Below are 19,953 nucleotides of genomic sequence, written 5' to 3'. Positions count from 1 at the left end.
GAACCTGGAGTGATTCCATGTCAGTTCAATATAACCCTGTGACACGACGTCAACTGCTGCGTTCTTCCGCCTGCGGGTTCGGAGCGCTGGCCCTGAACGGAATGCTTTCCCAGGCACGGGGGAATACGCCCAGTCCCATTACCGGTAATCCACTGGCACCCCGGCAGCCGATGTTCGCGGCCCGGGCCAAGCGGATCATCTTTATCTTCATGCAGGGGGGGCCGAGCCAGGTCGACACCTTCGATTACAAACCGCTGCTCGAAGAGAAGAACGGCGAGAAAATGGAATTCAAGAATTCCCGCAGCATCGCCAAGACAGGAACCTACGGCAAAGAGCAGATCATGCAGTCCCCCTGGAAATTCCGTCAGTACGGGGAGAGCGGGCACTGGGTATCCGACCTGTTTCCGGAAATCGGACGTCATGTGGATGACCTCTGCTTCATTCACAGTATGCACACCAATGGTGTCGCCCATGGTCCGAGTACGCTGTTTCTGCACACCGGGACTACGAATCTGATCATGCCTTCGATTGGCTCCTGGATTACTTATGGCCTGGGAACAGAAAACGAAAACATTCCCGGTTTCATTACAATCTCTCCCTCTTATGGGAACGGTGGACCGCGCAATTACTCCAATGCTTTTCTGCCTTCGCATTACCAGGGAACGGCACTGGGGAGAGCAGGGCAGCCCGCCAGTGAGGCCCGCTTTAACAATATCACCAATGGTCAGGTTCCCCTGAGGAAGCAGCGTCAGCAACTGGCATTACTGCAGTCTCTGAACCGCGACCAGCTACAGTCCTATCGGGAAGATGATGAACTGGCGGCGGTTGTGAACTCATTCGAACTCGCGTTCCGCATGCAGCAACATGCTCCGGGACTGACCGATCTGTCTGAGGAATCTCCGGCGACGCTCAAAATGTACGGCATTGGTGATGAAGCGACCGACGACTTTGGACGTCAGTGCCTGCTGGCACGTCGAATGGCTGAGGCGGGGACCCGCTATATTCAGGTCAACTATTCCGACAATGCGAATACACCCCGCTGGGACCAGCACAGCAAAATTCAGAAGCACGAGATCCACGCCCGGGCAACCGACAAGCCGGTCGCGGGGTTGATCGCTGATATGAAACAGCGCGGGCTACTGGAAGACACTCTGATCTGGTGGGGAGGCGAATTCGGTCGTAACCCATTCAAACAGGGGGCCGATGGTCGCGATCACAACCCGAAAGGCTTTACCCACTTCCTGTGCGGCGGCGGTGTCAAACCTGGTTTTTCCTTTGGGGCGACCGATGAATTCGGGCATGAAGCGGTTGAGAACAAGGTCCACATGCACGACATGCACGCCACGCTGCTGCACCTGCTGGGAATCGATCATGAAAAGCTGACCTACCGACACGCCGGTCGCGACTTCCGCCTGACCGATGTGGAAGGTCGCATCGTACATGATCTGTTCGCCTGATTTCACAGAGACAATACTGACAAGCGCAAACAAACAGGTTCGCAAATGACCCCCCATTTGCGAACCTGCTGTCGTTTAAACTAGTCTATTGTCCGTTAATGCGATACAGGACCTCCTTTCCCGGTATAACAGGCGCTTATGTAATCACTGTTATCGAAATTAGAAGGTGAGTGTAAGTGTAACCGTGGTACGGCTGTCGAGCAGATCTTTGCGTTCGGTAACAGGGAATTCCCAGACACCGGCAAACGAAAGGCACTCGTTGATTTTGTAGTCAGCACCAAAGGCCATGGTGATCACATCGTTACCCGCTACGTTTGATGAGCCCAGGTTGATCCAGTCGCCCCCTTCGAAGTTGACTGGCAGAGCACCACCACTTTTCGTATAGACGATGCCGTTCATTTCGGCCAGGGCGGAGAGTTTTTCGGTCAGCGGATGATCGTAGTGCAGGCTGTACCAGAATGAGGTGGAATTATCAAAGTCATCTGCAGGGAGATGGAAACCGGCGTTGGCAATGAAGTGTCCGCCGTTGCATAGTTCCTTACCACCGGTCAGGAAGGGGTTCCAGATGCCCTGGCCGTTCCCCTGAAAGACACGGGTGCTGCCGTTGTGGGCTTCGTAGATAATCCCGGTGGAGAGCAGGAACTGATTATCGACATCCCGGATCAGCACATATTTCACACCAGCGGCGATATCAGCCCAGCCGTGTGCATTGCCGACGCCGCGAGTCTGTAACGTATTGAATCCGTCTTTGACAGCGATGATCGAGAGACGCTCATTTAAGGCGATTCCCAGCTGCAGAGCATAAACCTGCAGGTCGCCGGCTCCCAGTACGGGGGTTTGCGAGTCGATCATCTGATTGACAAACACGCCACGGACGTAGGTCAGGGAACGCGGGTCGATTGACCAGACAGGGTTACTGACGGGCATCACCCAGTGTTTGAAGCAGGGATCACTGGGAAAACGGTTGAGCAGGGGAATGCGGTCGCAGAGTGTGCAGCCCTGGCAGGAATCGCACTGGCAGAACTGCTGACAGCCACAATCTGACTGGCAGGTCTGACAGGGGGCTGCCTCTGGAATGACTTCATACGCGGTAAAGACGGCATCCGGTGTCACGCCAACTTCGGTTTCTGCCCCTGACAGCTGTAATTCAGCGGGTTCGGCAGACGTACTTACCAGCTCAATATCGGGTGAATCGAAGAGTGTCGGCTCGTCAGCTTGAGCCGATACAGTCAGCAGATTGAAGAGCAGTGCCGCCCCGGCACCACACATCAGCTTGATATCCATTTCTATTTCCTTGAATCCTTGATTATCGATTATGAGAAAAACCGAATCTGTCGAATGTGATTTTTCTTTTTCGTGAGACTTCGACACCAAATACGACATTTATATCTGTTAATTCTATTTCGCCACTCATAGAATTCGCGCGTGAGGTCGAAAAATATTCTGGAACGAATTTCATAAAAAAGTAAAATCGACAACCGCAAGGTTTCACACTGACGGGGTTGTGCTGTTTGCCACGAACAGATGTGAGGCATTCCCCTCAAAGGACTTAGGTCAAACATCTAAACTAAAGCACAGAGACGCCTGTTTCAGGGCAATTATTTTTTTGCCCATGTTTCAGATATGTAGATCTCATAGACATCTATCAATTGTAATCAAGCGTTCGCATTGTTTTCAGGAGCAGAGGAGCAACCGTGTCGGCTGAAACGACTTTAGAAAACGCCACTCAGGACAGTAATCTGGAAAAGTTTGTTTACGATGACCAGATTGCCCGGATGTTTGCCCTGGCAACACTGGTGTGGGGCGTAGTCGCCTTTCTGGTGGGGATCGTCATTGCGACCGAACTCGCGTTTCCTTCCGTGAACCTGGGGCTGGACTTCATCACTTTTGGCCGCCTGCGACCGCTGCATACGAACGCAGCCATCTTTGCCTTTGCCGGCAACGCCATCTTCACCGCCGTCTATTACTCGACGCAGCGTCTGTGTCGGGCCCGGATGTGGAGCGACATGTTGTCGCGTCTGCATTTCTGGGGCTGGCAGTTGATTATCCTGGCAGCCGCACTGACTCTGCCTTTAGGCATCACGCAGAGCAAGGAATACGCCGAGCTGGAATGGCCCATCGACCTGGCGATCGCCGTGGTCTGGGTCGGATTCTTTGGTGTGAACTTCTTTATGACGCTGGCCCGTCGACGCGAACGGCACATGTATGTGGCCCTCTGGTTCTACATCGCCACGATTGTGACCGTTGCGCTACTGCATGTGTTCAACAACCTGGTCGTACCGATTGGCCTGTTCAAGAGCTATTCCGTCTATGCCGGCGTGCAGGATGCTTTCATGCAGTGGTGGTACGGGCATAACGCGGTGGCCTTCTTCCTGACAACGCCGTTCCTGGGGCTGATGTATTACTTTCTGCCCAAGGCGGCAAACCGACCGATCTTCTCCTATAAGTTAAGTATTCTGCACTTCTGGTCACTGGTCTTCATTTATATCTGGGCCGGTCCGCATCACCTGCACTACACTGCGCTGCCTCAATGGGCTTCAACTCTGGGCATGCTGTTTTCGATCATGCTCTGGATGCCTTCCTGGGGCGGGATGATCAACGGACTGCTGACCCTGCGCGGGGCCTGGCAGAAAGTGACTTCCGATCCGGTGCTCAAATTCTTCGTCGTCGGCATCACCTTTTACGGGATGTCTACTTTTGAAGGCCCCGTGCTGTCGATTAAATCTGTGAATGCCCTGTCACACTACACCGACTGGACCATCGCCCACGTGCATGCGGGCGCTTTGGGCTGGAACGGGTTCATGACCTTCGGCATGATCTACTGGCTGCTGCCACGTCTGTTCCAGACCGAGCTCTACAGCACACGACTGGCAAATCTGCATTTCTGGCTGGGAACAGTGGGGATCCTGCTGTATATCTTCCCGATCTACGTTGCGGGGCTGACGCAGGGACTGATGTGGCGGGCCATCACCGATACCGGTCAGCTGGCTTATCCTAACTTCGTGGAAACGGTTCGCGTGCTGATTCCGTTATACCTGATCCGCGCAGTCGGCGGGGTGGTTTATCTCTCCGGGGCACTGCTGCTGAGCTACAACTTCTTTCAGACCTGGAAAAGACGTCCTGCGAACTACGAAGAAGTTGAACATTACGCTCCCGCGCTGGAACCGCATTACGATGACGATCCGGCTCCCCAGTCTCGACTGTCGGGCGTGCTGGAGGTGGCCAAGAAGCTGGATGTGTTCGAGCAACTCGCGTGGCACCGTCGCTGGGAACGTCTCCCCCGCCTGATGACCATCTGGGTGATCATCGCTGTGGTAGCTGCATCGCTGTTCGAAATCATTCCGACCTTCCTGATCCGGTCCAACGTGCCGACCATCGCAACGGTGACACCTTACACACCACTGGAGTTAGCCGGACGGGACATCTACGTCGCGGAAGGTTGTTACAACTGTCATTCGCAGATGATTCGTCCCATGCTGGCAGAGACCAAGCGGTATGGTGAATATTCCAAACCGGGTGAATTCGTTTACGACCATCCGTTCCAGTGGGGTTCGCGTCGCATCGGTCCCGACCTGGCACGCGAAGGGGGCAAGCAGTCCAACCTCTGGCATCTGATTCACTTCCGTGATCCGGAAAAGATGACCAAAGGTTCGATCATGCCTCCTTATCCGTGGCTGGAAAAACGCAAGTTGAACTTCAAGACGATTCCGGACCGTGTCTGGGCCGCTTCCTACCTGGGAGCTCCTTATGACAAAGCCGCCTTGAACGATTCCATCGCACTCGCGAAGAAACAGGCGAAAGCAATCGCGGATGACATTGAACGTCAGAAAGGGCCCTCGGGACTGGAAGACAAACAGGTCGTCGCGCTGATCGCCTACCTGCAACGACTGGGAACGGACCTGTTCAAGACTCCGAAATCCCCGAATCCATCCGCTGAACCCGCGCCTGCGGCCGATAATAAGACCGCCCGGGCAGAACCAGCGTCAACGAGGTAATTATCATGATCAAAGAAGTCATGCGTCTGTTAAATTATGATTTCTGCGCCGAAATCGCACTCGTGCTGTTCCTGGTCGCGTTTGCCCTGGTGGGTATCAAGGTCGCGCTGACCAGTAAAGCAGAGATTAAACATCAATCAGAAATTCCGCTTTCGGACGACTAACCAGATTCGGAGACAATGATGTCTGAAAAAGACCAGTTAACCACACATAACTATGACGGAATTCAGGAATACGATAACCCGATGCCGGGCTGGTGGATCATGCTGTTCTGGGGATGCATCTTTTTTGCGTTTCCCTACTGGCTCTACTATGAATCCGGCGTTCCCGGTCGGTCGATCTACGATCAGTATAAAGAAGAAGTCGCCGACAACCTGCGGCTGCAGTTCGCAGAAATCGGTGAACTGCAGCTGAATTCAGCGACAGTCTATAAATACAAGGATGACCCGAAATGGCTCAAGGTGGGCGAAAGTGTGTTTCAGATGCACTGCGTGGCCTGCCATGCTGAAAAAGCCGAAGGGAAAGTCGGCCCTAACCTGACCGATGATTACTGGATTCACGTCAAAGAGATCGGTGACATCGCCACGGTCGTCGAGAAGGGGGCCAACGGTCAGGCGATGCCTGCCTGGGGAAATCGCCTGCATCCCAATGAAATCGTGCTGGTCGCCGCCTATGTGGCCAGTCTGCAGGGGTCTCTACCGGAAGGCACCGGGAAGCCACCTGAACCGAATGCCAAAAAAATCGGCCCCTGGCAAGCGCCCGCTGCCGCGGAGGGGAAGTCTGATACTGAATCTGCCCCTAAGGCGGAGCAGGACGCCGCCAAGAAACAGCCGGAGTCTTGAGAAGTTTTAAAAGAATGTGATATGGTGAACCCCGATGAGTGACCAAGTCCTGGAACCTGAAGAACACGTTTTATCCACGCTGGAGAAAGACGGTTCACGTCGCTGGATGTATCCCCGCCTGTTCAAGGGGAAGTTCTGGAATCGGCGGCGGATTGTCGGCTACTTCCTGATCGTGCTGTTCATCGTCCTGCCTCATCTGCAGGTTAATTCGCGGCCGGCGATCTTTCTGAATATCACCCGACGGGAATTTACAATTTTCGGGTTTACGTTTCTGCCGACCGATACGTTGTTGCTCGCCTTTTTCATGATCTCGGTCTTCCTGTCAATCTTCCTGCTGACGGCACTGTTTGGCCGGGTGTGGTGTGGCTGGGCCTGTCCCCAGACGATTTACCTGGAATTCGTTTACCGTCCCATCGAACGTCTATTCTGTGGCACCACCGGTCATGGCGGCAAGCCTCGAAAACCGGTTCCACTGATCCGACGGGTGATGATGTATGGTGCGTACCTGATTATCTCCATGATATTAGCGCATACGTTCCTGGCCTATTTCGTCAGCGTGAGTGAACTGCAGCACTGGGTGCGACAGTCGCCGTTTACGCATCCGACCGGGTTCCTGGTGATGACCTCTACGGTTGTTCTGATGATGTTTAACTTCTCGTTTTTCCGCGAGCAGCTCTGCACCATCGCCTGTCCCTATGGACGTTTTCAATCGGTTCTGCTGGACCGACGTTCGTTGATTGTCAGTTACGATCCCCAGCGGGGCGAACCTCGGGGTAAAATCAGCAAAACGGATCCGACACCCAAGGGGGACTGTATCGACTGTGGCCAGTGCGTGCAGGCCTGTCCTACCGGCATTGATATTCGCGATGGTCTGCAGATGGAATGTCTGCACTGCACGCAGTGTATGGATGCCTGTGACGAAATCATGGTTAAAGTCGATCGCCCGCTGGGCCTGGTCCGCTATTCCTGCCAGGATGAAATCGACGGCCAGCCGACAAAGAAACTGCGGCCGCGCGTGATCATCTATCCTTTACTGCTGCTGTTGTCGGTCTCTGCGTTTACCATCACACTGCTGAATAAGAAATCGTTCGATATCACGATCATGCGTAATTATGGCAATCCGTTTATCGTGACTGAAGATGATCAGGTTGAAAACAACCTGCAGTTGAAGCTGGTCAACCGCACGGATCAGCCGGATGAATACACTATCAAAGTACTCGATGCCCCTGATGTCACGATGGAACTGATCGGCTCTCCCGATCTCAAAGCCCGGGAAACCAAGACGATTCCCATGCTGGTATCGGCGCCGCGCAAATCATTTGTCGCAGGCTTGCGGGAAGTTGAGCTCTCGATTCAGTCACAGAACCAGGCAGATGAAAGGAGGGTCACATGTCAGATTCTCGGCCCGTAACCAACGAACCCGAAAACATTGAGAATGACGAGTCCGCAGAAACCCTGGCCCGCTGGAAGTGGGGCGGCGTTATCTTGGGTTTCCTCGGTCTGCAGATCGTGCTCTCGGGCGTTGCTGTGTTCCTGGCGACCAGCGATCCTTCGAATGTGATTGTCGAAGGATACTACGAACAGGCCATCTCCTGGGATCAACAGCGGGAACGCCAGGCAGCCAGTGATGCTTTGGGCTGGACAACGCGTCTTGACCTGGGTAAACCGCAGGGACTGATGGGAGAACGGCTGCTGACCATCCAGCTGGCAGGACCAGACGGCAAGCCGGTCAGCGGCTGTCAGCTGAGTGGAGAAATTTTTCACCACGCACGAGGCGGCGACGTCTTCAAGCTCCATTTTAAAGAACAGGGGCCCGGCAACTACACGGCCGTCGCGCCGCTGCAGCGTTCCGGACTGTGGGAACTCTCATTGAAGACCGCCGGGGACACTCGTCATTTCCAGGAGAAGAAACAGTTTCGGCTGAAAGATTCGGGAGAATTTCAGGCCGTAGCAGCCACACCTGCCAGCCAAGCAAGAAATCACCAACTTTAACCGAAGTGCGGGACAAAGTATGTCAGACCTGCAGACCATCATTCCACTCCTGGCGACCATCTTCGTCGCCAGCATAGCCGGCAGCGGACATTGTGTCGGCATGTGTGGACCATTGATGCTGCTGGCGACGAATCGCTCCCCTGAATCAGGATCGTGGTCGTCCCTGATTTATGAAAGCTGTTATCACGGTGGGCGACTGCTGGGATATGCACTACTGGGCCTCGCGGCAGGCAGCCTGGGCTGGCTGATGGAATCGGGCGGTCAACTGGCTGGTCTGCAACAGGCAGCGGCGCTGGTAACCGGTGCCGGTATGATTCTGTTTGGCCTGTTTTCACTGGTGACGATCTACCGAACCGGCAGTATTCCCCATTTTGGTACGGCGCGCGTGGGCCGGGTGTTTGCGAAGTTCGTTAAACGCGTGCATCAATTGCCGCACGGATTGCGACCACTGTCCATCGGCCTGATGACGGCCTGCCTTCCCTGTGGCTGGTTATACGCGTTTCTGCTCCTGGCGGTCAGTGCCCGCACACCGCTGCTCGGCGGACTGACGATGGTCGCCTTCTGGCTGGGTACCATTCCGGCGCTGTCGCTCGCCAGTCTGGCCAGTCGCTGGTTTCCACGGAAATGGAACACCCTGGGCAACACATTAATCGCCAGCCTGTTGATTGTCAGTGGCATCTTTACAATGGGCGTGCGGGCGCAGGCTGACATGGGAACGCTTCACAAACAGCTGGAAGCGCCTTCTCAGACAGAACAATTAGAGCAGCTCAAAGAACAACCGCTCCCCTGTTGCCGCCGAGGTGAATCCGATTAACAGTCCCCGTTCCCAACCCGAACGCACGCCGGTGATCGATGAGATCGACGGAGGCGAAACAGCGCAGTCGAGCGGGCAGGGCACCTGCATTCACTGTGCTCTGCCAATCCCCGCATCGCGTCAGCACAGCTCCGGACCGGAATTCTGCTGCGCGGGATGCGAAGTCGCCTATGCGATACTGCAGGACATGGATCCGCGTCTGCTGGAGGAAATTGCGGAAGCCAAAACAACGGGACCTTCTGAGCTGACCTACGAGGAGATGGACCACCCCCGGTTCCTGGAGCTCTATGCCCACCAGCTGGATTCCGGCCTGAATCGCATTCGGCTGCACCTGGAAGGCATTCATTGTGCCTCCTGCGTGTTTGTGATTGAAAAACTGCCGGAATTCCTGCCCGGCGTGATCAATGCCCGGGTGAATCTCACCACCGCAACACTGGACTGTTTCTGGAATCCGGACGCCGTCGCGCTGTCTGAAATCGGCCGCACACTGGATCGGCTCGGCTATCGACCGCACCCGGCACAACCCAACGAGACCGAGCGACTCTATCGCCTGGAAAACCGCAAGCATCTGATTCGCCTGGGGATCGCTGGTGCCTGTGCCGGGAATGTGATGCTGATCGCATTCGCCCTATACGCAGGTATGTTTACCGGCATGTCTGCCGAACACTTGAATCTGTTTCGCTGGACGAGCGCCGGACTGGCACTGGTTTCGATCTTCTGGCCCGGTCAGATCTTTTTCAAAGGCGCTCTACTCGCGCTCAAGACGCGCGTTCCGCATATTGATCTGCCGGTCGCCCTGGGCATCACCATCGGTGGGATCGCGGGGCTGGTGAATTCGATTCGGGGTAGTGGAGAGATTTATTTTGACTCTTTGACCGTATTGATATTTCTACTGCTGGTCGGCCGCTACATTCAGTTCCGCCAGCAACACCATGCGTTGAGCCAGCTCTCGCTCCTGAAAAATATCACGCCCCGCCATGCACGCCTTGTCACCGGGACAGAGGTGCTGACAGTGCCGATTGAAGTCCTGCAGGTGGAAGACGAGGTGGAGGTTCGCGCTGGTGATGTGATTCCGGCGGACGGCATCATTCTCTGTGGCGACTCGTCAGTTGATGAATCAATTCTGACGGGGGAGTCCCGGCCCCGCAGAGTGCTGACAGGCGGAGAGGTAACCGCGGGCACGCTCAACCTGACTTCCCCCTTGCGAATGCAGGTGCAGTCCGTGGGCGAACAGACCCGGATCGGGCGTCTGATGAACCTGGTGGAACTGGGGGTCAGCTCCAAACTCCCGCTGATTGAACTCGCTAACCGGATTGCCGGCGTGTTCGTGGTTACGGTCATTCTGTTAGCGCTGCTCTGCCTGGGGCTCTGGTGGTCGAGCGGGACGAAAGTTGCCGTCGCGAATGCGATCTCTCTGTTGATTGTCACCTGTCCGTGTGCCCTGGGTCTGGCGACTCCACTCGCGCTGGCTGTCGCGCAGGGTAAAGCGGCGAAACGGGCTATTCTGATCAATTCCGGAGACGCGGTCGAAAAACTGGCCCGCCCCGGGTTTCTGTGGCTGGATAAAACGGGGACGCTGACTACCGGTAAAATGCAGGTGCAGGTCTGGCAGGGAGATCAGAGCCGGCTCCGCGAGATCGCTGCACTGGAACAGCAGGTTGTCCACCCGATCGCGACGGCGATACTGGGCTATATCGAACAGCAGACCGGAGGTGCGTTGACAGATCTGCCGACTCCTGAGGATGTGCAGGCGAGTCCGGGGAAAGGAATCAGCGGTACTGTGAACGGGCATCAGCTGCTGATTGGTACCGAGGCGTTACTCACTTCGGAAGGTTGTCGCATTTCTACTGAGTATCAGCAGAGTATTGCTGACTGTCGCAGCCAGGGACTGACGACCGTGTTGATTGCCGTCGATGGAGAACTGGAGGCGGTCTGTGGTATCGGCGACAGCTTGCGTCCCGATTCCCGTGCCACGCTGGATCACCTGAAGGCGGCCGGCTGGTCGATCGGAATTCTCTCGGGCGACCATGAGGAGATTGTGAATCCGATCGCCCGGCAGCTCGACATCGATCCTGAGTTTGTACATGCAGGCGTCTTGCCGGAAGAGAAGCTGCAGATTATTCAACAGTCCACGCCCGGGGGGCTGACCGTCATGGTGGGTGATGGCGTCAACGACAGTGCCGCTCTGGCAGCCGCGTCAGTGGGAATCGCCGTACATGGAGGAGCCGAAGCCAGCCTGCAGGTCGCGGATGTTTATCTCAATCGCCCCGGTTTGAGTCCGCTGCGGGAGTTGATCGACGGGGCCCGGATGACGAACCAGGTTATCATACGAAACCTGCTCATCTCGCTGGCCTACAATCTACTGGCTGCGGGCTTGGCGCTGGGTGGATTGATCAATCCGCTGATCGCGGCGGTGCTGATGCCCATCAGTTCGTTGACGGTGCTGGTTCTATCGTTCATGAACCGTTCTTTCCGGGAGACGCATGCATGAGCGTATTGTATATCGCCCTCCCGGTTGCCATTCTGCTCGCCCTGGCGGCTGTCATCGCGTTCGTGTGGACGGTGTCACGTGGTCAATACGATGACCTCGACACGCCGGCACTCCGCATGCTGGAAGACGACGAACGGCGGCGTCCGCGTCACAGGCCTGCTACCGAGAGTGATACTTCACTTCGAGAAGAAGCGGATCACCCACACGATTCCCGTCAGCAATAAGCTGAGCAGGATGCAGGTCGTCAGGGGAAAATAGAAGCGGACGTTTTCCCGTTCAACCGCGATATCGCCGGGCAGTTTTCCGATCCAGGGCAGCGAGGGGCCGAGCAGCCAGAACAGACCAATAGCGGCGATGAATAGTCCAACTCCGATTAATATCCACGCGGGGTGAGTGTTCATGGTCACATTCCAACAAGTGTGCTGATAGTCTTCATCCCTGCACACAATTCTGTCTCAAGATGTGTCTTCGAGCTTCAATGACAACTCATGCGGAGGCATTCACTGTACACCCGTAAGACCAGTTTGAAATATTGCTTGCATACTCAGATCAATTTCGGGTAGCTTTATTATCACGATGCTAAACGAGATTCAGTACCCAGCGCACATCTCCTAACTTTGAATATGCCCCCTCAGTTGGATCTATGGTTTTATGCAATCTAAATCGATCTCCGTCTACAACTCTAGCTGGTTCACTCATTTCTTACAAAACAAAATTTCAGACTGGTTGAGGCGTTCCGCTTCACCAAAAGGAAAACGCAAAGCGATCTCTCCTCGTTCCCGGATCGAGCTGCTGGAAGATCGCACGCTGCTCACCGCTGCTTTTACTGCGTTTATTGACCCGAATCCGTCTCCATATAACGGATTCGGCACACAGATCCTTCCCTTGAGTACTGGGAATGTTGTGATCTCGTCTCCGGGAGATGACGCTGGGGGAACAGATGCCGGTGCGGTATACCTGTTTAACGGGACCACCGGTGAGCTGATCAGCACCTTGATTGGTTCAAGCGATTATGACTACGTGGGGGATGATATTTATGCTCTCCCCAATGGGAACTTTGTGGTCGGCAGTTCCGAATGGGATGACGGTTCCATTGAAGATGCCGGAGCCATGACCTTTGGAAACGGTGTTACCGGGGTGAGCGGAGTAGTCTCCTCTGCGAACAGCCTGGTGGGAGGCAGCGATTATGATGCTGTGGGTGATGATATCACTGTGCTCCCCAACGGCAATTTCCTGGTGATCAGTTCCTACTGGAGTAATGGATCGGCTGTGGAGGCGGGCGCGATCACTTTTGTGGATGGCACCACGGGAATCACGGGACTCGTGTCCTCCAGTAACAGTCTGGTCGGAACTTCCGATTACGATTTGTTTGGAGTATATGGTGTGACGGTGCTGACCAATGGTAATTATGTCGTCATGAATTCCAACTGGGACAACGGACTGGTTGAAGATGCGGGAGCAGTCACCTGGGGTAGCGGCACGACAGGTGTCACGGGAGAAGTCAGTTCCAGTAACAGCCTGGTAGGTACCAGCGCATATGACCTGGCGGGCTACGGTTACATCCATGCCCTTTCCAATGGAAACTATGTGGTCAGCAGTCCCTACTGGGACAGTGATACACAAACCGACGTCGGCGCGGTCACCTTTGGCGACGGGACGACCGGCGTCACCGGAGAAATTTCAGCAGCTAACAGTCTGGTGGGAAGCTTAGATTATGACCAGGTCGGCGATTCTGTGACGCCACTGGAAAACGGCAACTATCTGGTCAGCAGTTATGAATGGGATAATGGCTCCATTGAAGATGCAGGAGCGGTTACCTGGGGAGATGGCACGAACGGCACCGTGGGAGAAGTCTCTGCCACCAACAGCCTGGTTGGAGATTATGATTATCAGGGTTTGAGTAATGTTCTCGTACTAAGCAACGGAAATTATGTCGTCTATGATCCTTACTGGAGCAGTGACACGGTGATGGAAGCCGGTGCAGTGACGTTTGGAGACGGCACGACCGGCGTAGTAGGAGTCATGTCAGCCGCGAACAGTCTGATCGGCGCTTCTGATTATGATAATGTGGGCGAAGATGTCTACGCTTTAACAAACGGTAACTACGTCGTTGCCAGTCGCTTCTGGGATAACGGAACGGAAGAAGATGCCGGAGCCGCCACGTGGGGGAATGGTACCACAGGCACGATCGGTGTTGTCTCTGCTGCGAACAGCCTGGTAGGAACATCCTACAATGATTCGGTGGGCAGCGGGGGAGTGACTGCCCTGGCCAACGGGAACTATGTTGTCAGCAGTACCGTCTGGAATAATGGAGCCATCAGCGATGCCGGAGCCGTCACCTGGGGAAATGGAACCACAGGTATCTCCGGTGCTGTCACGACTTCCAACAGTCTGTACGGAACCACTGCGGGGGACTGGGTAGGCGACCTGTTTGAAGAATCTGTGATTGCTTTGCCCAATGGAAACTACCTGGTCAAATCTCCCAACTGGGATAACGGCGTCATCGAAGATGCCGGGGCGATTACCCTGGGTGACGGGTCCAGCGGCACAACAGGGGCAGTCTCTGCCAGTAACAGCCTTGTCGGTTCTTCCATGTCGGACAAAGTCGGATACTTTTATGATCCCATTAAGATTCTGGCGAACGGAAATTTCCTGATCCACAGCACCATCTGGGACAATGGTGGAGACGCGGACCCGGGTGCATTCACATTTGGCGATGCAGCTACCGGCGTTGTTGGTCCAATTACCACATCCAACAGTCTCATCGGGCCCGCAAATTGGGATCGTCTTGGAAATTTTGGAATCGTCACCTTATCCAGTGGAAACTTTCTGATACTGACCCGCAGCGTTACTGGCACTTTCGGTGACGACGAATGGGTGGTGTCGTTTGGTGACGGGACTACCGGCACCTTTGGCTTTCCCACGACCAATAACAGCTTCAGTTTTGCAACAACAAACTACGCCTATCCCGAAATCACCGTCGATGATATCAATGGCAGATTTTACATCGCTTACAATGAGGGAATCGTACTGGTCGGTTCGCAGGTAGACGGGTTTCCGGGTCAGATGCTGGATGAGATCGCCCCGCTGGCCCTGGGTATTAATTCCGGTGAGCAGATCGTGAATCTGTCCGGAATTATGGCCAGTGGCTATAATCCTCTGCCTCTGCGGGTGACTGCTTCCAGCGATAACACCAGTTTGATTCCGGATCCGGGCGTTATCTATTCCTCGCCAGACAGCACTGCCAGCCTGTCGTTCACCCCCGTTACGGATGCGACTGGTTCTGCAACAGTGACCGTCACCGTTGAAGACGGAGGCCTGGATGGCGACCTGAACACGACCGATGATAATGGATTTTTTCAACGGACCTTCGTGGTGACCGTGGAGAATTCGACTCCGGTCAACTTCGATATGCGGGTGGTCGGCGAGGCCACAACAGTGGACTCCAACGGTGAAGTCGACGTCTTGCCGGACAGTCTGGACTGGATTGAAGAATGGTCCTCATTCTGGCTGGAAATCTGGGTGGACACGAGTAGCGTCGACAGCCAGGGCATTCTCTCCACCGACTTCGATTTAAACTACCAGACCGATTATTTTACTCCCACGTCGATCGAATATGGAGCCGCCTTCAACCTGAACCAGGGCGGTACAATCAATGATGCAGGGGGCGTGATTGAAAACCTGACCGCCGAAACGGACACGACGGGCCTGGGGATTTCCCGGCATCTGCTCGTGGCTCGCATTCAATTTGAATCGCTGGAGGGAGATGGGGTTGATATTGATTATGCTCAACAGTCAATCGGACCGCACGCTTTGGACTTTACTCTTGGTTCGCCGCTGGTCAGTCTTGTTTCCGGAGATCCCGCCAGCGCGTCCGTGAATGCGTTTACCGGAACTGATGTCTGGGCAAATCCCTACGATCTGAATGATGACGGAGCGATTTCTTTTCGGGACCTGATTCTGTTTGTCAGCGTTTATGGTGACATTCCCAGCCAGTCAGGGTCGGATTATGCGTGGGTTTCCGATTTTGATCAGAGCGATCGCGTGAATTTCAGAGACCTGATTCTGTTCGCCAGTAACTATGGAAAGCAGAAACAATTGGACCCTAATGTGACCTACCCCAGTAATTATCCAGATGCCTGGAATAATAATCTGGTGGTAGCAACGGTGTCCTCATATGAAGAACCAGCGGAGAGCCTGGCACAATCATCAGCCGACATGATGCTGGAGACAGCCATCACCAGCCTGGCCTCCCAACATCCAGAGCTGGATCAATCTCAGCTGAAAGCCATCGAGATTCAGGTGGTCGATCTGGAAGACGGAGCGCTGGGGCGGGCTGTGGGGAATACGATCTACGTCGATCTGGATGCCGCAGGCTTGGGCTGGTTTGTGGATGCGACGCCCCTGGACCATTCCGAGTATCAGCCTGACAGCGCATTGACTCTCATCGCCTTGCCTGAGAGTGAGGCGTTCGGACTCGTCGATCTCTGGACGGTGATCCAGCACGAACTCGGACATGTTCTCGGTTTCGACCACAGCGATGACGGGGTGATGGAAGAAACACTGTTGCCGGGAGTTCGTAAGGAAATCGACTGGGACGAGAGCCTGGACCTGTATTTCAGCTCTGCCTCGGAAGAGAGTGAATTACTGCCGTTCTGATGTGGAAAGCTTCCACAACGGATTGAGTTACTCGCCTTATGGTTCTTCCTTCAGGAGTTCGACAACGCCGGTGTCGTCATGGTAGACGGCTCCGACGACTCCCAGCGTGCCGGCCTGGACGCGTTCGCGGATCTGATCGCTGGAAGCCAGAATGGCTGCGACGGCCCGCAGGACATTCCGGTGACTGACCTGCGTGGAGGAGAGTGAATTCTGCTCCGGGGAATCTACTGGTGCTTTGCTGTCAGTCTCTTCCTGGATCGACTCTGATATCAGATTGACGACCTGATTCAGGTGCTGGTTATTGCCTCTGTCTTCCGGGAGTCCGGGTTGCTGCTGTGCCAGCGAGGCCCGGATGGCGCCACAGCGGGTGTGTCCCAGAACCAGTAGAAGTGGGGTGCCGGAGAGGATGCAGCCATATTCGAGGTTATTCACGACTTCGGTATCAATCACGTTGCCGGCGACCTGCACACTGCAGATGTTGTCGGGCCGCAGATCGAAGATGGATTCCACTGGCATATAGCAGTCGATACAACTCAGGATCGTCACGAAAGAGTTCTGAGCGTAGGGTTCTCCCGCTGAATTCTGTTGTGATTCTCCGCGGGTAAGTACACCAGCGCGGAATCGCTGATTGCCTTCCATCAGCAGGCGTAAGACATCATCGGGAGTGAGTTGTCCGCGGAGTTCTGTCTGGGAATAATCGATCGTCTGAATTTCACCAGCCGGGTCGTAGCGTTCGCGGAATCCCTGGAGACTCACGCGGATACCCCGCGCGGGGGCGGTGATGTTCTGAAAGTCGTGTAACAGGCTGAGGACGTCCGGATCGATAAAGTCGGTTTTACGACCATCGATGACCACGAAGCCGTCGCGCGGTACTTCGAGCAGGGCGCGTTCGATGGCGGCCCGGTTGAAAAAGCTGACCTGGTTCGCGAGTTCGATGCGTAACACATCGCCGCCGACATGCTTTTCGAGGACACGGTGCAGCGGGCAGCGCATGTTGCTGTAGAGGATGAAGCTGATGCTGGTTGCCAGGCCCAGCAGGATGCCGGTGAGGATATCGGTCACCACGATGAAGAAGGCGGTGCAGGAATAGGGGATGAACTGATAGCGGCCGGCCTGGTACATCTGTCGGATCAGTGCCGGGCTGGCCAGCTTGTAGCCGGTGACAAGCAGAATTCCAGCCAGGCAGGCGAGCGGGATCAGGTTCAACACCTGGGGGATCAGCAGAAAACATCCCAGCAGCAGGCCGCCGTTCAGAATCGCGGAGAGTTTCGTCTGGCCACCCGAGTTGATGTTCAACGAACTGCGGACGATGACCGAGGTCACGGGGAGCCCACCGGTCAGACCTGCGGTGATATTGCCGACCCCCTGGGCAAACAGTTCCCGACTGCGGGGGGAGTGCCGTTGCTGGGGATCGAGGCGGTCCACGGCTTCCAGGTTGAGCAGTGTCTCCAGTGAGGCGACAATCGCGATCGTCAGTGCCGCGATGTAGACCTTACTATCGGTGAGCAGCGAAAAGTCGGGGAAGACGAGGATCGCCCCGTATTCCGCGGGGTTGTTGAAGACCGGCACCTGGACCAGTTGCGGGTTGGGAATCCGCCAGGCGGCGCCCAGTCCACTGAACCAGAGCTGGCTGATAGCGACTCCCAGGACGACAGAGATCAGCGGACCGGGGATCGCGGACCGTTTGAGGACGGGAATGCGATCCCAGAGGATCAGCTGCAGCACCGAAAGGAGCCCAATCACAGTCGCGCCTGCGTGCCAGTCGAGGTCGGAGAGCGAGACCAGGCTCTGATAGAGTCCCAGATTTTGAGGAGCAGCGCTCAGTGAACCGTTTGTCTGCAGACCGTCATGACCGATCAGGTAAGGCAGCTGTTTGAGGATCAGCAGCAGGCCGATCCCGGTCAGCATGCCTTTCACGACGCCGGAGGGAATGAACATCGAGATGAAGCCGGCACGACAAAGGCCGGCGATCACCTGCAACAATCCTCCCAGGGCAACCGCCAGCAAAAAGGCTTCGAAGGAGCCGAGCAGGGCGATCTGTGTAGCGACGACTGCTGTCAGTCCCGCCGCCGGTCCACTGACGCTGGTCTGCGAATGGCTCAGTGAGCCGACGACGATTCCGCCGATGATGCCCGAGATCAAACCGGAAATCAGGGGGGCATTCGAGGCGAGGGCAATACCCAGACAAAGGGGCAGGGCGGCGAGGAAAATCACCAGGCTGGCGGTCATATCGCGTCGCAGGCGATATCCCAGTGTAGCAGTCTCATACATACGCGGCGCTATTCTGTGTTGGCGGTCATCAGAATTCAAAAGTGGCAAGGGGCATTGTACTCGATCCGCGGGGAGAGACCCAAGCCTGCCGACGGCGAAAGCGGGACAGGATTGACTTATCAATCGCTGGTGATGGGTTGTGGGGCAGCGGTATCCTGACCGGCGCGGGACTTAAGCAGAAAGCACACGGACCTCGACACCGTCGATTTTGTCATCAACTTCGACCAGAACGATGCCCAGTTGATCGCTTTCCAGTCCTACATCGACGGACTCAAACAGATAGTTCGTAGCATTGAGGGCAATAGCGAGCTCCTGGAGTGGTTGATCCAACAGCTGCAGATCCCCCAGATAGAGTTCATGAGGGCGAAAGATGGAGATCTCAATAATCCGATTCTGATCGTCGACTTTCAAGTGCACACGATTTTCACCGAATGCATAGATTTCAGCATCGTTGGGAAAGCGTCTGAACTTTTTGAAAGCTCCCGTGAGGATATCAAAATATTCAACTGGCTCACGGCCGAATTCGAATGGTCCGACGGACTCTCCTGGAACAATCTGCCACATTCCTTAACCCGCTTTCCACTCCTGAAAACATCAACGATGCCACTACGCGTTTTCAGTATAGCGGTGTGGTTGTGGTTGTCCAAGCAGTCGTTCTGATTGCAGAACTGATTTTCAGCGTTCCACGGTATCCTGACCGGCGCGCCACTTATTTTAGACGTCGCGTGATTCGTCTGGCAGATCTGACAGGCCGGGCATACTCAGTTTGATCACTCAGACCGATTGACGACTTCATGAAATGTGAAATCAGCGGCAATTGAAGTGAGATCGACATGCCGGAAGTTCTCCCAATTGATCTGGTCGAGTGTGGGCCGGTCAAAAACCATCGTTGAAACGTTTAACAGTTTCTCATTGCCGAACTTATCTAATATCGGGACAAATGAAATGAGCTCAATGGTTGAAAAGTCATTAAAACCTGATTCATGGATCCCCTTCAGGATGCGGGTATTTTCGATCTGGAAATCGGCTTCGGTTGGGGCGGCTCGCGAGGCATCTTTTCCAGTAATGACAATCTTCAGTTCACCATTCTCAAGCGTAACCCTGGCCGCCTTGACGCTACTCAGCGCCTGTTGTACTTCAAACCGGAGTCGTTCCTCGGTGCCCGCGGGAAACTCCTCTTCTATACTTCCGGGGCCCTGTTTACTGTTGGCGTCCTCATCACTGCTCAGGTTGAGTAAGAACATCACCAGCACCAGGCCGACGAGACACAGGCCAGCGCAGCCGAGAAGCATTGAACCGCAACCGCTACCCGGTTTATCACTTTCTGAAATCATGTTGTTCCTTGCGGACGGCGTCTGCTGCCCGATAGAGAGTTTCCACTCATAGTATACGGTGGAGTCATTGAGAGCAATGACGATTGACGGGCAATCCA

Annotated in this window: 15 protein-coding genes; 10 read left to right on the top strand and 5 right to left on the bottom strand. The window is 55.1% G+C overall.

What is annotated here, in order from left to right; translation table 11 throughout:
* Positions 1 to 17 precede the first annotated feature (17 nt).
* Positions 18 to 1,457: a DUF1501 domain-containing protein gene (locus HG66A1_RS14485; RefSeq protein ID WP_145185102.1), complete on the top strand. Its 1,440-nt coding sequence runs from the start codon at positions 18 to 20 to the stop codon at positions 1,455 to 1,457.
* A gap of 159 nt (positions 1,458 to 1,616) precedes the next feature.
* On the opposite strand, the gene HG66A1_RS14480 is transcribed toward HG66A1_RS14485, so the two are convergent.
* Positions 1,617 to 2,741: a hypothetical protein gene (locus tag HG66A1_RS14480; protein ID WP_145185098.1), complete on the bottom strand. Its 1,125-nt coding sequence runs from the start codon at positions 2,739 to 2,741 to the stop codon at positions 1,617 to 1,619.
* 410 nt (positions 2,742 to 3,151) lie between these two features.
* On the opposite strand from HG66A1_RS14480, the gene ccoN reads away from it, so the two are divergent.
* Genes ccoN through ccoS form a run of 8 tightly spaced genes read left to right on the top strand, consistent with a single transcriptional unit; the run spans position 3,152 to position 11,815 of the window.
* Entirely contained in the window at positions 3,152 to 5,452 is a 2,301-nt protein-coding gene (gene ccoN / locus HG66A1_RS14475; RefSeq protein WP_232106835.1) for a cytochrome-c oxidase, cbb3-type subunit I, read from the top strand.
* 5 nt (positions 5,453 to 5,457) lie between these two features.
* Positions 5,458 to 5,616 (top strand): hypothetical protein, encoded by a 159-nt coding sequence (locus HG66A1_RS32010; protein ID WP_187781973.1) that lies wholly within the window; start codon positions 5,458 to 5,460, stop codon positions 5,614 to 5,616.
* 15 nt (positions 5,617 to 5,631) lie between these two features.
* Positions 5,632 to 6,294 carry a cbb3-type cytochrome c oxidase N-terminal domain-containing protein gene (locus HG66A1_RS14470; RefSeq protein WP_145185095.1) on the top strand — a complete coding sequence of 221 codons (663 nt, stop codon included), beginning with the start codon at positions 5,632 to 5,634 and terminating at the stop codon, positions 6,292 to 6,294.
* A 34-nt stretch (positions 6,295 to 6,328) separates the two neighbouring features.
* Positions 6,329 to 7,705: a cytochrome c oxidase accessory protein CcoG gene (gene ccoG / locus HG66A1_RS14465; protein WP_145185092.1), complete on the top strand. Its 1,377-nt coding sequence runs from the start codon at positions 6,329 to 6,331 to the stop codon at positions 7,703 to 7,705.
* Complete coding sequence (locus HG66A1_RS14460; protein ID WP_145185089.1) at positions 7,684 to 8,286, top strand: FixH family protein; 603 nt, start codon at positions 7,684 to 7,686, stop codon at positions 8,284 to 8,286. Before ccoG ends, HG66A1_RS14460 begins: the two co-directional genes overlap by 22 nt.
* Before the next feature lie 19 nt (positions 8,287 to 8,305).
* Positions 8,306 to 9,100: a sulfite exporter TauE/SafE family protein gene (locus HG66A1_RS14455; protein ID WP_145185086.1), complete on the top strand. Its 795-nt coding sequence runs from the start codon at positions 8,306 to 8,308 to the stop codon at positions 9,098 to 9,100.
* Positions 9,087 to 11,591, top strand: a complete 2,505-nt coding sequence (locus HG66A1_RS14450) for a heavy metal translocating P-type ATPase (protein ID WP_145185083.1) — start codon at positions 9,087 to 9,089, stop codon at positions 11,589 to 11,591. Before HG66A1_RS14455 ends, HG66A1_RS14450 begins: the two co-directional genes overlap by 14 nt.
* A complete protein-coding gene (ccoS, locus tag HG66A1_RS14445; protein ID WP_145185081.1) occupies positions 11,588 to 11,815 on the top strand; it encodes a cbb3-type cytochrome oxidase assembly protein CcoS in 228 nt (75 codons plus the stop codon). The genes HG66A1_RS14450 and ccoS overlap by 4 nt, the downstream gene beginning before the upstream one ends.
* Here ccoS and HG66A1_RS14440 read toward each other — a convergent pair.
* Positions 11,768 to 11,992: a DUF2905 domain-containing protein gene (locus HG66A1_RS14440; protein WP_145185078.1), complete on the bottom strand. Its 225-nt coding sequence runs from the start codon at positions 11,990 to 11,992 to the stop codon at positions 11,768 to 11,770. The two genes, ccoS and HG66A1_RS14440, sit on opposite strands and share 48 nt — an antisense overlap.
* A 250-nt stretch (positions 11,993 to 12,242) precedes the next feature.
* Between HG66A1_RS14440 and HG66A1_RS14435 the strand changes: the two genes are divergently transcribed.
* A complete protein-coding gene (locus HG66A1_RS14435; RefSeq protein ID WP_145185075.1) occupies positions 12,243 to 16,250 on the top strand; it encodes a hypothetical protein in 4,008 nt (1,335 codons plus the stop codon).
* Positions 16,251 to 16,286: 36 nt separating this feature from the next.
* Here HG66A1_RS14435 and HG66A1_RS14430 read toward each other — a convergent pair whose 3' ends face one another.
* The 3 genes from HG66A1_RS14430 to HG66A1_RS14420 form a co-directional block, all read right to left on the bottom strand.
* Entirely contained in the window at positions 16,287 to 18,521 is a 2,235-nt protein-coding gene (locus HG66A1_RS14430) for a bifunctional SulP family inorganic anion transporter/carbonic anhydrase (RefSeq protein ID WP_145185072.1), read from the bottom strand.
* A 171-nt stretch (positions 18,522 to 18,692) separates the two neighbouring features.
* Positions 18,693 to 19,085, bottom strand: a complete 393-nt coding sequence (locus HG66A1_RS14425; RefSeq protein ID WP_145185069.1) for a hypothetical protein — start codon at positions 19,083 to 19,085, stop codon at positions 18,693 to 18,695.
* Between the two features lie 206 nt (positions 19,086 to 19,291).
* A complete protein-coding gene (locus HG66A1_RS14420) occupies positions 19,292 to 19,855 on the bottom strand; it encodes a hypothetical protein (protein WP_145185066.1) in 564 nt (187 codons plus the stop codon).
* Between the last annotated feature and the right edge of the window lie 98 nt (positions 19,856 to 19,953).

Origin of the sequence: Gimesia chilikensis (assembly GCF_007744075.1) — a bacterium.
GTDB classification, from domain to species: domain Bacteria; phylum Planctomycetota; class Planctomycetia; order Planctomycetales; family Planctomycetaceae; genus Gimesia; species Gimesia chilikensis_A.
Note: the sequence above shows the minus strand (reverse complement) of the source record. Positions and strands in the feature narration are given on the sequence as shown.

Coding starts and splice junctions, on each gene's coding strand:
- HG66A1_RS14485 (WP_145185102.1), top strand. CDS start 18: ATGTCAGTTCAATATAACCCTGTGACACGACGTCAACTGCTGCGTTCT.
- HG66A1_RS14480 (WP_145185098.1), bottom strand. CDS start 2,741: ATGGATATCAAGCTGATGTGTGGTGCCGGGGCGGCACTGCTCTTCAAT.
- HG66A1_RS32010 (WP_187781973.1), top strand. CDS start 5,458: ATGATCAAAGAAGTCATGCGTCTGTTAAATTATGATTTCTGCGCCGAA.
- HG66A1_RS14470 (WP_145185095.1), top strand. CDS start 5,632: ATGATGTCTGAAAAAGACCAGTTAACCACACATAACTATGACGGAATT.
- ccoG (WP_145185092.1), top strand. CDS start 6,329: ATGAGTGACCAAGTCCTGGAACCTGAAGAACACGTTTTATCCACGCTG.
- HG66A1_RS14460 (WP_145185089.1), top strand. CDS start 7,684: ATGTCAGATTCTCGGCCCGTAACCAACGAACCCGAAAACATTGAGAAT.
- HG66A1_RS14455 (WP_145185086.1), top strand. CDS start 8,306: ATGTCAGACCTGCAGACCATCATTCCACTCCTGGCGACCATCTTCGTC.
- ccoS (WP_145185081.1), top strand. CDS start 11,588: ATGAGCGTATTGTATATCGCCCTCCCGGTTGCCATTCTGCTCGCCCTG.
- HG66A1_RS14440 (WP_145185078.1), bottom strand. CDS start 11,992: ATGAACACTCACCCCGCGTGGATATTAATCGGAGTTGGACTATTCATC.
- HG66A1_RS14435 (WP_145185075.1), top strand. CDS start 12,243: ATGCAATCTAAATCGATCTCCGTCTACAACTCTAGCTGGTTCACTCAT.
- HG66A1_RS14430 (WP_145185072.1), bottom strand. CDS start 18,521: ATGTATGAGACTGCTACACTGGGATATCGCCTGCGACGCGATATGACC.
- HG66A1_RS14425 (WP_145185069.1), bottom strand. CDS start 19,085: ATGTGGCAGATTGTTCCAGGAGAGTCCGTCGGACCATTCGAATTCGGC.
- HG66A1_RS14420 (WP_145185066.1), bottom strand. CDS start 19,855: ATGATTTCAGAAAGTGATAAACCGGGTAGCGGTTGCGGTTCAATGCTT.